At 68.1% G+C, this 14,501-nt stretch carries 13 protein-coding genes and 2 pseudogenes; 4 read left to right on the top strand and 11 right to left on the bottom strand.

Annotated elements, in window-relative coordinates:
• Nucleotides 1-122 precede the first annotated feature (122 nt).
• The 3 genes from Dfulv_RS15455 to Dfulv_RS15445 form a co-directional block, all read right to left on the bottom strand.
• On the bottom strand, nucleotides 123-269 hold the full coding sequence (locus tag Dfulv_RS15455; RefSeq protein WP_259863686.1) for a hypothetical protein: 147 nt from the start codon (nucleotides 267-269) through the stop codon (nucleotides 123-125).
• Between the two features lie 307 nt (nucleotides 270-576).
• Nucleotides 577-1,899 (bottom strand): hypothetical protein, encoded by a 1,323-nt coding sequence (locus Dfulv_RS15450; RefSeq protein WP_259863685.1) that lies wholly within the window; start codon nucleotides 1,897-1,899, stop codon nucleotides 577-579.
• Nucleotides 1,900-1,914: 15 nt separating this feature from the next.
• The gene (locus tag Dfulv_RS15445; protein WP_259863684.1) at nucleotides 1,915-3,336 is read right to left on the bottom strand and encodes a S8 family peptidase; all 1,422 of its coding nucleotides are present in this window, start codon (nucleotides 3,334-3,336) and stop codon (nucleotides 1,915-1,917) included.
• Nucleotides 3,337-3,462: 126 nt separating this feature from the next.
• On the opposite strand from Dfulv_RS15445, the gene Dfulv_RS15440 reads away from it, so the two are divergent.
• From Dfulv_RS15440 to Dfulv_RS15430, 3 genes are all read left to right on the top strand, one after another.
• Nucleotides 3,463-5,037, top strand: coding sequence for a hypothetical protein (locus Dfulv_RS15440; RefSeq protein WP_259863683.1), 1,575 nt, complete (start codon nucleotides 3,463-3,465; stop codon nucleotides 5,035-5,037).
• Nucleotides 5,038-5,109: 72 nt separating this feature from the next.
• On the top strand, nucleotides 5,110-6,318 hold the full coding sequence (locus Dfulv_RS15435) for a M4 family metallopeptidase (protein WP_259863682.1): 1,209 nt from the start codon (nucleotides 5,110-5,112) through the stop codon (nucleotides 6,316-6,318).
• 64 nt (nucleotides 6,319-6,382) lie between these two features.
• Nucleotides 6,383-6,691, top strand: coding sequence for a protealysin inhibitor emfourin (locus tag Dfulv_RS15430; RefSeq protein WP_259863681.1), 309 nt, complete (start codon nucleotides 6,383-6,385; stop codon nucleotides 6,689-6,691).
• Between the two features lie 16 nt (nucleotides 6,692-6,707).
• On the opposite strand, the gene Dfulv_RS15425 is transcribed toward Dfulv_RS15430, so the two are convergent.
• The 7 genes and pseudogenes from Dfulv_RS15425 to Dfulv_RS15395 all read right to left on the bottom strand — a co-directional run bounded on the left by Dfulv_RS15425 (nucleotide 6,708) and on the right by Dfulv_RS15395 (nucleotide 12,988).
• A complete protein-coding gene (locus tag Dfulv_RS15425; RefSeq protein WP_259863679.1) occupies nucleotides 6,708-7,187 on the bottom strand; it encodes a hypothetical protein in 480 nt (159 codons plus the stop codon).
• Nucleotides 7,188-7,205: 18 nt separating this feature from the next.
• Nucleotides 7,206-7,451: pseudogene (locus Dfulv_RS15420) on the bottom strand (IS256 family transposase); the annotation flags it as partial.
• Nucleotides 7,452-7,726: 275 nt separating this feature from the next.
• The gene (locus tag Dfulv_RS15415) at nucleotides 7,727-9,511 is read right to left on the bottom strand and encodes a CoA-transferase (RefSeq protein ID WP_259863677.1); all 1,785 of its coding nucleotides are present in this window, start codon (nucleotides 9,509-9,511) and stop codon (nucleotides 7,727-7,729) included.
• Nucleotides 9,508-10,257 carry an SDR family NAD(P)-dependent oxidoreductase gene (locus tag Dfulv_RS15410; RefSeq protein WP_259863676.1) on the bottom strand — a complete coding sequence of 250 codons (750 nt, stop codon included), beginning with the start codon at nucleotides 10,255-10,257 and terminating at the stop codon, nucleotides 9,508-9,510. The genes Dfulv_RS15415 and Dfulv_RS15410 overlap by 4 nt, the downstream gene beginning before the upstream one ends.
• A 25-nt stretch (nucleotides 10,258-10,282) precedes the next feature.
• Entirely contained in the window at nucleotides 10,283-11,446 is a 1,164-nt protein-coding gene (locus Dfulv_RS15405) for an acyl-CoA dehydrogenase family protein (protein WP_259863675.1), read from the bottom strand.
• The gene (locus Dfulv_RS15400) at nucleotides 11,436-11,840 is read right to left on the bottom strand and encodes a Zn-ribbon domain-containing OB-fold protein (protein ID WP_259863674.1); all 405 of its coding nucleotides are present in this window, start codon (nucleotides 11,838-11,840) and stop codon (nucleotides 11,436-11,438) included. The genes Dfulv_RS15405 and Dfulv_RS15400 overlap by 11 nt, the downstream gene beginning before the upstream one ends.
• Nucleotides 11,837-12,988, bottom strand: a complete 1,152-nt coding sequence (locus Dfulv_RS15395; RefSeq protein WP_259863673.1) for a thiolase family protein — start codon at nucleotides 12,986-12,988, stop codon at nucleotides 11,837-11,839. The genes Dfulv_RS15400 and Dfulv_RS15395 overlap by 4 nt, the downstream gene beginning before the upstream one ends.
• 207 nt (nucleotides 12,989-13,195) lie before the next feature.
• On the opposite strand from Dfulv_RS15395, the gene Dfulv_RS15390 reads away from it, so the two are divergent.
• Entirely contained in the window at nucleotides 13,196-14,035 is an 840-nt protein-coding gene (locus tag Dfulv_RS15390; RefSeq protein WP_259863672.1) for a hypothetical protein, read from the top strand.
• Nucleotides 14,036-14,221: 186 nt separating this feature from the next.
• On the opposite strand, the pseudogene Dfulv_RS15385 reads toward Dfulv_RS15390, so the two are convergent.
• Nucleotides 14,222-14,425 (bottom strand): annotated as a pseudogene (locus Dfulv_RS15385) (IS5/IS1182 family transposase); the annotation flags it as partial.
• Between the last annotated feature and the right edge of the window lie 76 nt (nucleotides 14,426-14,501).

The raw sequence follows: 14,501 nt of genomic DNA, 5'->3' as shown, positions 1-14,501 counted from the left end.
CTTTCCCGGCCTCTTCGGCAGCGGTGGCCGCCGGGGCACGGGACCGCGAGTCAGGCAGGCTCGGATGCACCGTGCTGGTCAGGCCGGCACCGGCACCGCCAGCCGGGGCGCCAAGTGCGTGCTCAGCAGCGCTTGTGGAGGCCGTGCGGGGCGAACGTGTCGATTTCCAGGCCGAACCAGTTCACGCCGGTGATGAGCGCTTCGTTGCCGTCCGCGTCGACGATCCTGCCACCTTCGGTGCGTAGCGGCGTTCTGGCGTTGTGTGGCATGGGTCTTCACTTCTTCCAAGGTTTCCTGCGGCGGGCTGGACACCGACCGCCGATTCGAGGAAGGTGGCCCGGGGTTCCGGGTCCACGAGCGTGGCGAGATTGTCATCCCACCTGAGCAACGCTTTGGTTGATGGTGCTTCACGCTGTGCGAAGACTCGCCGCGCGGTGCGTCGGACACAGCCGATTCGTCGACGCCGCCGATGCACCGGCGGGGACCTACGCCTCCGACATTATCTCGCCGTCACGCGCCACGCCGGTGCGGCGGCTGCGGATTGCTGATACGGGTGCTGTCCGCGGGCATCGTGAGCTACCGGGCCGGACGCTGATGCTCCCCTGCCAGATCGGCCGCCGCCATGGCCGCCCAGGCCACTTCGGGGTGGCAGATGTCGCTGTGCGCGCCGGAGAACGGCGACTGGAGGGTACTGATGACCGAGTTGGCGTCGAGCCGGTAGAACCCTCCGGTGGTGAAGCCGTACGGGAAGCCCTCTTCGGCGAGGCGGACCCGGCTCGCGGTGTCGACCTGGTAGCCGTCGGCGCCCATCGCGCCCCAGCGGTACAGCAGATCGGCCTGGCTGCTGGCATCCTGTCGCTTGAGCATGCTGGCCAGCGGGTACCACCACCCGGCGGCGCGATCGTGCGCGGAGAAGGTGGACAGCAGCGGCCCGTCGACTCGGTTCCGGTAGCAGGACAGCGCGCCACCACGGCCCGGGTCGAAAGGCAGCACGTCGTTGAACGAGAAGTGCGAAAACGCTCCCTGGATCAGGAAGAGGGACTTGACCGGACTGGCGCCGTCGACCAGTCCGTCGGCCAGTCCGGACAGCGCGTACGCCACGAGCCGGGCGCCGAAGCTGTGACCGAGCAGGTGTTCCCGCGGACGGCAGCCGTCCGGGGTGGCCAGGGTGGACAGGAAGGGGCCGAGCCCTCCACGTCCGACCTGGCCGGCCCGGTTTTTCATCTCGTAGTAGCTCAGGGTGCGCAGCACCTCGCGGGCGCCCTCCCACAGGCCTTCGACCGGGTCGGCCAGTCCCGGCGCGGCCTGGCCGTCGACGCGGGACCAGCCCGAGTAGTAGGTGATGACGGTTTCAGTGGGTAGCTCGGCGGCGGCCCTCTCCCCTGAATCCTCACCCGCGTCCAGGTTCGGCGTGGTCAGCAGCTTCTTGGCGCGCTCGTGGAATTCGGCGAGCCGGTCGCTACCACCCTTGTCGTCGAGGAGGACGCCGATGCGCGCCAGGTTGTCCTTGTTGCCGGGGAATGCCGGTTCCAAGCCGGCGGCGAGTTCGCCGCCGGTCGGGCGGGGAGCTGAGGCCGGTCGGCCGGTGGTCGGGTCGTCTTCGGGGAAGAGCAGGGACGGCCAGAAGACGCCGGTGACCGCGGTGCGGGCGCCCTTGTCCGGCGTATGGCGGGCAAGACCGTCGGCGAGGAGGTCGACCATCGTGGTGTAGAGGCGCCGGGCCGAATCGGCGCCGTTGTTCCAGCCGTGGCAGAAGACGAAGACGTCGTCGACCTGACCGGCCGTTACCGCGGCCCGGAGTCCGGTGTCTCGCGCCACGGCGCCGTCGTCGGCGAACTCCAGTTCGTAGTAGGCCAGTCCGCCGCGTCGGTCGCCGACACTCTGACCATCGTTGCCCATGGTTCTTCCGATCGGTTAGATGTCGGACAACACGCGCATCAGGTCGAGCAGGCCGGCGCCTTCGAAGAACTGGTGGCGCCCCAGCGGGGTGGCGCTGTCGCAGAAACGCTTTTTGACCCAGTCGGGTTGTCCCTTGAATTCCGGGCGAGCGGACAGGAACGCCGCGATCGCGCCGGACACGTGCGGAGCTGCCTGTGACGTGCCGGAGTCCTCGATGTAGCAGGGGTCGGCGTCGCTGAGCTGAGCCAGGTCGCGGCTGCGGGCCCGGAAGCCGGCGACCGCGGCGGAGGTGATCCGCTCGCCGGGCGCGACCAAATCAGGCTTGGGCCGCCCGTCGAGCGTGGGCCCCTTGGAGGAGAAGAAGCTGACACCGTTGGTGTGAGGACTGTCGCGATGGGTGCTGCCCACGGTGACGGCTCGGTCCGCGTTGCCGGGATCGGCGATGGTGGCCAGCGAGGCGCGGGGATCCCCGCCGGAGAACGGATCGGCGGTGGCCGCGCCGTTGTTGCCGGCGCTGACCACGGCGACCACGCCGGTGCCGACCAGGAGATTGACTTCGCGGCACAGCGGGCTCTGCCCCGCGGCGTACTCCCGCGGCTGGTAGACCAGTCCGAGCGAAAGGTTGACCCCGTGGATACGCAAATTACTCCCGCCGGCGTTGACCTCGCGGACGTGGTCGAGGGCTTTGATGACCGCGCTGGACGTGGTTGTTCCGTCCTCAAGCAGGACCCGGAGGCTGACCAACAGGCCCAGCGGCGCGATGCCCGACAGGGTGCGGTGCGCCTCAAGCTCCCGGGTGGTCCATCCGACCATGTCCTGGTCGCCGCCCCACGGTGTCCACTGCTGGCAGGCGATGTGCGGTACTGACGCGCGCGGGGCGGCACCGGCGATGATCGCCGCCACGTGGGTCCCGTGCCCACTCGGGTCGACCAGCGCATCAGCCGGATCGAACTTCGACGGTGTCGGATCGCCCCGCACGAGGTAGGTGAAATCACGGTGCAGCATCATCACGGCAGGGTCGGTCAGAGTTCCGCCGGCGAAGTGCGGGTGATCGCGGCAGATGCCACTGTCGACCACACCCCACGCGACACCGCTTCCGGTCGCGGCGTAGGTACGGCCGGCCGCGTCGGCCTTCACCGTGGAGATCGAGCGATCGACATGAGCTTCCACCACGTAGTCGGGCCAGATCCGCACCACGAACGGCAGCAATGGCGGACGCGGAGCGGCCGCATGATCGGCGCCGACCAGGCGACGCAACTGCTCACGGTCCAGCACTGCCCGCACGTACCTGGCCGACAGCCGTTCGGGATCCCGCACGTCGGGCAGTCTCGCCCGGTATGCCTCGCGGAACCGGGCAAAGACATCGTCGGGCTCAACGCCCGCGGAGAGGTTGAGCTCGATGAGTACGCCCCGGCGGCCTACGCCATAGCTCGCCACGACGTGTTGCTCCTCGGTCCAGACGTGATCACGCCGGAGCAGCGGATTGACGGTCCACCGGGCAACCCGGGTGCGACGTCCCGGGCTGTTCGAGCCGGCCGAAGGTCCTGTCCCAATACCTCCACAGTGCCCGGCAATCGCGGCGTGTGCCATGTCGAAGGGCGACACCGCCGCAGCCAGCGCGGTGCCCGGGTTTCAACCACCCTCAGACATCCCCCACCGAGCGACTCCTCACAGGGTTGCGAGCGTCGCAGATCCGCTACGGTTCGGCGGGTGCGGTTGGCGGGACGGGTCTGGGGTAGCAAGTGCTCAGCACCGGACCATGCCGGTGTGAGGAGCCCGTTCCAGGCGTGGCTGCGACGAACGCGGAACTCCCGGAGTGCGGACATGAGCATCAACGAGAAGAGCGCCGGCGGATTCGCCAAGGGCACTCATGATGCCGACGGCGCGAGCGAGTGGTTCGGCAACGGAAGAGTCGACGCTGCGGCAGCCGTGCGGCGAGCCCGCGCGGCCAGGCCGACCGAGGCGGCGGAGGCGATCCGGACGGACCGGTCGTATGTGATCGGTGGGCGAGCGTGGAATGACCTGCTCGGCGGCGTCCTCGATGCCCTCAGCATCCCACCCGCGTATCTCTCGTCGCTGCTCGGGCTTCCGTGGACCTGGCTGCCACCGCACCACCGCTACTCGGAGTTCGGGCTGCTCGACGTGTGGCGGCCAGCTCGCGTGCTCGGCTTCGTCGCCGACGTCGTCGTCCCGTCGGTGCCAGCAACGCCGCCGTCGTTCACCCCGCCGCTGCTCCCGTCGATCGTGGAGCGGTTGTTCTGGCACCCCTCGCTTGTCCTGCAGCGCGGTGACCACAACAACAGCTACACCTCATATCCCGACGAGGCATGGCTCTTCGTCAACGGCATCATGACCAACGACGCGCTGGCGCAGCTGAACGCGGCCTACCTGGCCGACCTCTTCCACCGCCCGATCACGCTGATTCAGAACTCGACCGGCGGACTTGCCGAGGACCTGCTCGAGTGCGCGCTGGACAAGGCGTGGGACTGGACCCGCATCAGCGAGGCGGCAACCAAGACCTTCCCCGTGGTGTACGACGCACTGAAAGATCCACGAAGGACACGCGTGGTGCTCATCGCGCACTCACAGGGGACGATCATCGCCAGCGTGGTGCTCCGGTACATGCAGCGGCTGGGTGAACGTCGGGCAAGGGCGTTTCGCGCGGTCGAACCCGAGCCGGTCTATCCCGACGACACACCGCTGGATCTCGCCGATTTCGACCCACTGGAACCGAGCGAGATCGCCAAGCTCGAGGTCTATTGCTTCGCCAACTGCGCGACCACGATGTGCTACGTCACGACCCATCAGGGCACGCCGGTCCCGTGGATCGAAAGCTACGGCAACGAATTCGACATCGTCGCTCGGCTCGGCGTGCTGGCGCCAGACCCGGCCAAGCGAGGCGTCCGGATCGACGGCCCGCGCTACAAGCGGAAGCGGGCATGGGGACACCTGCTGGCCGACCACTACCTGCAGGGCATCGAACGCAAGCAGAGGAAAGACCGCAAGCGCGGCCCGAAAACCGAGACCGCCGCCCCATACATCCTGCTGAACGCCGACAAGTTCCCAGACCACGTCCCACGCCTCTACCAGTACCTCAACGGCGGCAAGCCACTGACGCGCGTAGCTGCGAGCGTCTGACCTGAACACAGAAACCATCCACTGAACGGGTAGAGGCTCTGCCTAGTCCCGACTACACACTCGAGGTGTTCCATGTCCAGGACTCACCACCGCCTGAACTGCATCACGCCTCCCTACCTGTTGCAGAAGCTCCTCGAAAGCGGCGAGGAAGACATCCGCCGAGCCGCCTTGAACACCCTGGTGACCACTGCCCAACTGCGGGGAGGGCGAGCCGTGCGGGCAAGCTTCGCGGGCTCCGCCGTTGCCCCCGCCAACGGCCGCCGAACAATCTTCGACTGCCGAAGCGGTACGTTCCTGCCGCTTGCCGAGTTGGTGAGGTCGGAGTCCGATCCACCCGTCGCCGATGCGTCCGTCAACCGTGCTTTCGATGGACTCGGCGCGACTCGCGACTTTTACAACGAGGTGTTCCATCGCGACTCGATCGATGATCGAGGCATGCGGCTACAAGGATATGTCCATCGCGGAACGAACTACAACAACGCGTTCTGGGACGGGCAGGAGATGGTATTCGGCGACGGGGACGGAATAATCTTCACTGACTTCACCGGATCCCTCGACGTGATCGCCCATGAACTGGCGCACGGGGTCACCGAGCATACGGCCGGCCTGGAATATCATGATGAGTCGGGGGCGCTGAACGAGTCACTGTCGGACGCCTTCGGGGCAATGGTCAAGCAGCGTGCGCTGCACCAGACGGCAACCGAGGCGGACTGGCTGATCGGGCCTGAGGTATTCACCCCGGGCATCGAGGCGGACGCATTACGATCGATGAAGGCGCCGGGAACGGCGTTCGACAACAAGCTGTTCGGCAAGGATCCGCAGCCTGACCACATGAGCCGACTCGTCAAGCTGCCGGACACAGAAGAGGGTGACTTCGGTGGGGTGCATATCAACTCCGGCATCCCCAACAGAGCGTTCTACCTGACCGCAGCGGGCATCGGTGGATACGCGTGGGACGCTCCCGGACATATTTGGTACGAGTCGCTCAAGGCGTCCAGCGCGCAGACCCGGTTCCAAGATTTCGCCGATACCACCTATTGGAAGGCGGAAGAACTGTACGGGGCCGGTGGCATCGAGCAGAAGGCCGTGCTGGCAGCGTGGAGCGAGGTCGGCATCCTGGTCAACGGCGCGGAGGCGGGGCGAGAACGCGTCCCGGCCGGTAGGGCAGATGGCTCCGTCCTCGAGGACGAGACGATCGCTGGCTTCATCCGGCGGATCGAGGCCCTCTCCGCTCACGCGAAGGCGCTGGCCGAGGACGTCGACGCGTTGACGCGGAAGTAGCGACCGCTTGCGCCTGGCCTGGGAACTTCAGGAACGAATGTCGGAGTCGGCTCGGAGGCGTGGGATGAAGGTGACGCTGGCGACCCATGGCGGGCAGGCGGCCTCGATCTACCTGCGCCTCCCGCCCCGGGTCGTGGATGCCGACACTCTGCCGGAGGAAGAGGCGCGAGAGTTGGCCCGGCTGGTGGAAGCGGCAAAGACCGCTCAGGTGGCCGAGGAAGAAGGACCTGGACGAGCCAGGGACGCGATGAGCTACACGATCACGGTGCAGGACGGCGAACGGTCGACCGTCCTCACCCAGTCGGACACCACCATGTCGCCGGCGTTCGCGGCCCTGCTCAGCTGGCTCGAACAGCACTTGGCGACGGATTGACGCGAGCGGATATCGCTCACGCTTCCTGTCGTGAAGTGAGGTTGCCGACGGCGTCGGCGTAGAAGGTGTTGTCGAGGTGGAACGCGACCTGGCGCAACGTCCAGGCGTCTCCTTCGATCCGGTCGAGGCGCTCGTCGTCGAGCGCGCGTAGACGCAGCGACCAGATCTGCGCCAGCCGGGTCAGGCGGCTGCGAGCCTCGTCCAAGTCCTCGTGAGTGAAGAGGGCGAGGTCGGCTGGGGTGGTGATGGCGGAGGCGTGCCAGTGGTCGGGCAGGGGCGGTTGTCCGGCCAGGCGCGCCTCGAGCTCGGCGAGGTGGTCCAGCAGGTGGTCGCCCAGGCGGCGGATCGCCTTATGCGGGGTGTAGATCCGGTCCTCGGCGGCACGGGGCTGCCCGTCCCACGCCGGCCAGGTCTCTGCCAGTCGCAGGGCATATGCGACGGCGTCCTCGATGACCTGTGCGGGGTGGCGGTCATCGGTGATGGGGGTGTCGCTCATTCCGTATGTTTTCCTCTCTCAGCTGATCATCTCGGCTCCTCGAGCGTAGGGCTGCAATGGTTCGGCGCGGACCGAACTGTCGGCGCGGACAAGGGCGACGAGGTGGAGTGCGTCGACCGCTCGCCAGCGGGCTTGGGCGGCTTCGATGAGTTTGAACGCCATGGCCAGGCCGGCGGCCTTGGAGCCGGGGCCTTCGGTGACCTTGGTGCGGTGCCGGACGGTGGCGAAGGTCGACTCGATCGGGTTCATGGTGCGCAGGTGGACGCTGCGACGGCGCGGCGGGCGTGCGCCGCCTGGGCCGACTGCGCTGAACTGCCGATCCTGGATGTCCGGGGTCGAGCGGGCCGCCCGACCCCCGGACATCCACAACGCCACGCCGTAAGAAGGCGCGATGCGGCTCGCCGATGACAACGGCGTCGAAGCCGCGACGCCACCGCGAGGTTCGACCAACGCGGTGGCGCGGCTCAGCTACCCGGCTGCGCGAGGACTCCGGCTCCTGCTGATACCCGACCAAACCGGATCATGTCGTCTCGACGACGTCAGGCGCCACGGTCGCGCAGGAACAGGCGTTTCGGGTCGAACGCCCGGAGGTCGGCCAGCTCGGCCGGTGTGGGAGGCGGTTCCATCACAAGGTCGTCGGCGATGGGGAACGACCAACCCGTGCGTTCCCGCACGACCTCGACGGCCTCGAGATGGCTCCCGCCCACAGTGGGAAGCAGCGTGGTCAGGACGAACTCGCCATCCGCGGCTCGCTCGAAGACGCACAGGTCGGTGACGATCGTAGAGACGTTCGTGCCGGGTGACGTCACGTACCGCACCTTGTCGACGAGTCGTGTGCTGCCGTGGCCGACACAGACGATCACCTCGTCGGCGGCCGAGAGCACGTCGTTCGCGCCACCGGATCCGACGATGAAATCACCGCTGTCGGCAACCGTCGAGTTGATCGCGCCGGTCCGGTCGACCTGCCCCGCGCCGATCACACCGATCGTCCTCGTGCCAGGACCCGACACGAACGTTCCGAGCACGCCCATCACGTCCGTCAGGAGCTTGTTGGTCGGGACGTTCTGCCCGGCGAAAATGAAGGGCTCGCCGGGGCGAGGCGAGTAGCCGAACAGCCCGATCTCGGCCATGAGTTCGACGTCGACGCCCCGGCCGCGTAGGTCGCGAGCGCCGATCCAGGAGGCGAGGTTCGCCAGGCCGACTCCGGCCAGGATGGCGTCGTGGCCCCGATGCATGACGGCGGCGCGCAGCCGCCGGGCCGCCACCACGACCTGGGTCTCCGTGGCGTTGGCCGGCGCGGGGACCGCTCCTGCGCCATCGACCGGCATGTGCCACTCGTCGCTGGTGTGCCGGCGGGTCAGGGCACTCAGGCGATCGGAGCCGAGCTTGGCGAGGTAGCCGTCGTGGTCACCGACGCCGAGGACCCATTCGTCGATCCATTGCTTGAAGTCGGCGGGATCCCGGCTCGCCCGCAGGGTGTCCGCCATGAACTGCGCGTCCTCGACATAGCTGCTGATGCCCTCGACACCCGGGTTGTTGAAGCCGTAGGGATGAGCCCCGTGCGGCGTGACGCACACGGCACGGACCACGTGCGCCGGGATTCGCGTCAGCTTGTTCATCCGCCGAAGCTGCTCGGTCGTGACGATCCGCTCGACACACGCGATGACCCCGCGCGTCGCGGCCAACGCGCCCCACTGGCTCTCCCCGTAGGGCGCCGCCAGCACCACATTGCCGTGCGCGTCCGCCGCCGCACCGTGCAGGACCACGACGTCCGGCCGGAGCGCCTTCACCAGGACGAGCGGTTCGTCGCCGACGCTCACCTCGACGAGTTCCCCGCGCGCCGCCGCCTCGACGCCCATGGTGCTGCCGGCCATCGACCGCACGGGGAAGTACGGCACGCCGAGCGCTCCGGCCGCCAGGCGGGCGACCAGGCTCCACAGCGACCAGTGTTCGATCTCCACACGGCCGTCGCGGATCGCCCGGACGAGAGCCGGGTTGGGGCGGGCGACGGGATAGTTCTCGCCCGCGAACGACGCGACGACCTTCCGGACCAAGCCGAGCTCGACGAGCGCGTGCTGGATGTTGACCAACCCGGCGGTGACCAGGGTGAAGCCGGGGTCACGCCCGGCGAAGGCCCGCGCGATCTCGAGCAGCGCCGCGTTGGGCCGTGCGTCGGAGTAGCCGACGTGCAACGTCATGCCGGGCTCGACGAACGCCCGGACGGCCGTCGCGAGATCCTGGACCTTGCTCGCGCCTTCTTCGACGGGGAGCGCGAAGGCCGGCGGAAGCGCGCCTGCCGGGCCGGACTCGGTCGGCGGCGTCACGACGTCATCGTCAGCCCGCCGCTGACGCTCAGGGTCTGCCCGGTGATGTAGCTCGCCGCGTCCGAGGCGAGGAAGACGATGGCCCCCGCCTGCTCGGCCGCCGTGCCCATGCGCTTGAGCGGGACGGCACGGATCATCTTCTCGATCACGTGCTGATCCGACTGGGCGCGCAGCAGGGGCGTGTCGGTCGGACCGGGTGAGATGGCGTTGATCCGGATGCCGTCGCGCGCGATCTCCCGCGCGAGCGACTTGACGAAGCCGATGACACCGGCCTTGGCCGCGGCGTAGACGGTCTCCCCCATGGTTCCGACCTTGCCGGCGTCCGAGCTGGTCAGCACGATCGATCCGGACTTCTGCTCGCTGAACGGGCCGAGCGCCGACCGGCACAGGAAGATGGAGCCGACAAGGTTGATGTCGATGATCCGGCGCCAGTACTCCTCGGTCTCCTGCGCGAAGAACGTCGTGTCGGACCACCCGACGGTGCTGGTCACGATGTCGAGCGCACCGTACTGGCTGAGCACCGACTGGATCAACTCGTCGGTCTGGCTCTGCTGCGTGATGTCGCAGGTATAAGCCGACACCTCGGCGCCCTTGCTCCGCAACAGTTCCGCGGTCTCTTTCGCGCCCTGCTCATTGACGTCGGCGATCGCGACGCGCGCACCGTTCTCGACGAAGAGTTCGGCAGTCGCCCGGCCGATGCCGCTGCCGCCGCCGACGACGATCGCCACCTTGCCGTCAGATTTCATGGGTGTTGCCTCCTCTTGTTGGCATTCAACGGGCCAGCTCGCCGAAGTACGAACGGGCGATCACCATGCGCAGGATCTGGTTGGTGCCCTCATAGATCTGCCCGATCTTGGCGTCGCGCATGAGCATCTCGACTGGGAAGTCCCGGACGTATCCCGACCCGCCCAGCACCTGGACAGCGTTGCTCGTCACCTGCATGGCGACGTCAGTGGTGTAGGTCTTGGCGATGGCGGCGAGCCGCGAGGCGTCGTCGCGCCCGGCCACGAGTGCCGCCATGGCGTCGTAGAGCAGCGAGCGTGAAGCGTGCACGCCGATGGCCATGTCGGCGATGAGGAACTGCACGCCCTGGTAGCTGGCGATCTCCTTGCCGAACTGCCGGCGTTCGGCCGCGTAGCGGGTGGCCGCGTCGAGGGCGCCCTGCGAAATCCCGAGGCTCATCGCCGCGACTCCCAGGCGACCTTCGTCGAACCCCCGCATGAGGTACGTGAACCCGCGGTCGACCTCGCCGATGATGTGGTCGCGCGGGATCCTGACGTCGTCGAAGTGCATCTCCGCGGTGGCCGAGCCGTGCAGGCCCATTTTCTCTTCCCACCGTGCGGCGACCACGCCCGGCGTCGACGCTTCGACCAGGAACAGGGAGAGGCCTCGCGATCCGGGCCCGCCCGTGCGGGCGAGGACGGTGTAGAAGTCGGCGAACCCGCCGTTGGTGATGAACCGTTTCGTGCCGTTGATCACCCAGACGTCGCCGTCCGGCACCGCTGTCGTCGTCACACTGCCGAGATCGGACCCCGCTTCCGGCTCGGTGGCGGCGATGGCGCCCAGCCATTCGCCGCTGGCCGCCTTGGTGAGCACCGAATCGGTCCATGACGCCGCCGTGGGTCCGGTCGCGTTCAGGGCGATGAGCTTCGTCGCCAGCCAGTGCGCCGTGAGGTAGGTGCAGGCGCTGGGATACACCCGGCCGAGCTCCTCCAGCACGATGCCGTGATGGCGGATGTCGCTGTCCACGCCGCCGTATGCCTCGGGGACGACCATGCCGAAGAAGCCCGCGGAGGCCAGGATCTCGCGGATCTCCGGGCTGAACGTGCCCGACCGCTCGACAGCGGCGACCAGCGGACCGATCTTGTTGACGGCGACCGCCCTGGCCATGCTCGCGAGATCCCGGAGGCTGTCGTCGAGGTCCTCAGTGAGCATCTGTGACCTTCCTGAAGATCGGGCCCAGCAACGGCTCCGCGGACGTCCCAAGCCGCCCGACGGTCAGCGTCACCCGGTCGCCGTGGCTGGGCGGAGCGTCCTCGTCGGCCTCGATCTGCGCGAGGTATCGGGGACCCTCCGCGAGGTCGATGTAGCCGATCCAGAACGGCGCCTCGAACCCCGCGGGCGCGAGCGAGATCCGCACCGCCTCGTAGACGGTACCCTCGCCACTGAGCTCATGCGGCACGCACTCGCTCAGGTCCGCTCCGCACAGCGTCCGCGACGGCAGCCGCACGTCGCCGCAGACCGGACAACGACTGCCGACCAGGACGTGGCGCCCGCTCTCATTCACCGTCAGGATCGGCGTGCCAAGACTGAACTCACCAACGATCACGACTCGGTCGCTCCAATCCGCGCCAGGATGGTGATCCCGGAGGTCGCGAAGTCGCCTTCCTGGAAGCCGCCCGAGATGTGGGCGAGCGCGTGACGAGCTCCGGGCACCTGCCGCTCCCCCGCGCGCCCGCGGAGTTGGTCGGCCAGCTCGACGATCTGGGCAACGCCCGTGGCTCCCAACGGATGACCGCGGTTGAGGAGCCCGCCGCTCGGGTTGACCGGGAGGCGACCGCCCAGCGAGGTGTCCCCGCTCTCGACGAGCTTGCCGCCCTCGCCGGCCTCGCACAGGCCGAGGTCCTCGTAGTGGATGATCTCCGCGATGGAGAACGAGTCGTGGACCTCGGCGACGTGGATGTCCTCCGGGCCGAGCTGTGCCCGCTCGTAGGCCCGCTTCGCGGTGTGCCGGTCGAGCGTGAACGATGTCATGTCGCGGCGCTGCTCGGCGTAGTACCCGCTGCCCACGATCGATGCCAGGATCTCCACCTGCGGGTCGATGCCCAGTCGCTCCGCGCCCCGTTCGCTGACGATGATGGCCGCCGCCGCGCCGTCGCCCGTCGGGCAGCAGTCCAGCAGATGCAACGGACCGGCGACGGGTCGTGAGCCGACCACGTCATCGATCGTGATGGGTTCCCGGTACTGAGCCTTGGGGTTCAGCGACGCCGCCCGGCGGTTCTTCACCGCGACGGCGGCGATCTGCTCCCGGGTCGTTCCGTAGACGTCCATGTGCCGCCGGGCGGCCATCGCGTAGTACGCCGGCGGAGTGAAGCCCTGCTCGCCCTCCAGCACCATGCCGTCGGAGGTCAGCGGCCGGCCCTTCCCGTTGCGCGTCGACATGCGCTCGACGCCGACGACAAGCGCGATGTCGTGCTCGCCGCCGGTCACCGCCAGGTTCGCGACGTTGAAGGCCATGGCCCCCGAGGCGCAGAACGCCTTCTCGTTGTAGACGGGCACCCCTTGGATGCCCACCTCCCAGCCGACAAGCTGACCGACGCCGCTCTCGCGTGCTTGAAGGCTGCCGCTGCGGGCGCAGCCGCAGGCGATCATCTCCACCGCCTGCGGGGCGGTCTGGGCGTCCCTCAGCGCCTCGATGCATGCCTCCCGAGCCAACGACCCCAGGCTCCGGTCCGCAAACTTGCCGAACGAAGTCATGCCGACTCCTGCGAGGAATGACCTTCGCATACTCCCTCCCTCCGCTCGATTGGATACGGTATCCAATATACAAGTATGGGTCAATGCTCCAGGCGACAGGACCGCGCGAGATCGCCGCCGTTCAGCGCCTCGAGCGAGGGTTGCGTGCCTAGAGACACACGGATACGGTATACAAAATCGCCCATCCGCGCCAGAGCAGGAGTACGTATGGAGGCCTTCGTCAGCGGCGACGTCCCATGGGAGCCGGTCGCCAACCACCGTTCCGGCGAGGTGTACCGCAAGTTCCTCCGCGAAGGGGAACTGGCACCCGGCGTCGGCTTCACGGCAGACCTCGTCAAGTTCTCCGAAGGCGCCGGGGCGTTCACCGCTCCCCGACACCGTCACGACTACGACCAGTTCCGGCTGACCCTCGAAGGATGCCCCGACTACGGCCGCGACGTGCTGGCCCCGGAGGGACAGGTGGCGTACTTCCCCGCCGGCGCGCATTACGGACCTGAACGCATCGAGGGCGGATCCATCCTCCAGGTGCAGTGGAGCCACTCGTGGGTGACACGCCAGGAGTACGACGAGATGCGCGATCAGCTCAGCCGGACGGGCCGGTTTGAGGACGGCACGTACATCTCCGTCGACGACACGGGCGCCGAGCAACGCACGGACGCCGCCAACGCGGTGTTCGAGGCGGTGAAGCGGAAGCGGTTCGGCATGACGGAACTGGCGTTCCCGATCCCCCGCTACCCGCAGCCGCTCGTCATGAATCCGGCCGCGTTCGCCTGGCGTCCGGACGGCAACGGCTTGTCCAGCAAGGTCCTCGGCCGCTACACCGAGAACGACGTGTATGCCTCGAAGCACCGGTGGGACGACGACGATGCCACGCTCGTGCTCTCGGCCGAGCGGACCCAGTTGTTGTGGATCACCACGGGCTCGGTCCGGATCGGCGACGCCTCCTACGGGCCGGAGACCGCCATCTGGTCGAACTACGACGAGATCACGAACGTCGCCGGCGGCGCCGGAACCGAGGCGGTCTGCTTCGGTTTCCCGATCGCCTGACCCGTCAGGATCGACGTGCAGCGACCCCCACCGCACGGGGTCGGTGCACGTCGCTGCCTGTCCCCTGCCGAGAAAAGAATCCTGACGACAAGATCGGCATCCGTCCGATTAGGACAGACAGGCCAGCACCACCATGGCCAGGGCACGCAGGTCCGGCCGGTCGGTGAGGTCGGCGGCGATGTCGTCGGTGATCCCGACCGCCGCGACGAGGCCGGTGTCGAGATCGCGTAGCACGTCCCGCTTGTACCCGTCGAACAGCCTCGAGCGTGACCTGCGGCCGTGGCGCATGTCCGGGTCCTCGACGCTGATCCGCCACGCCTCGGCCACACCACGACGCAGCATGGGCGTGCCGGCATCGATGTCGACGTCCTGGTCGCGGACCTGGTAGGCCACCGCCACCGCACCCGGCCACGCCGCGCAGCCTCCAACCCGCACGAACGTGACAAAGTCTCGAAGTGCGGCTGCC

Origin of the sequence: Dactylosporangium fulvum (assembly GCF_025137375.1) — a bacterium.
GTDB lineage: Bacteria > Actinomycetota > Actinomycetes > Mycobacteriales > Micromonosporaceae > Dactylosporangium > Dactylosporangium fulvum.
Note: the sequence above shows the minus strand (reverse complement) of the source record. Positions and strands in the feature narration are given on the sequence as shown.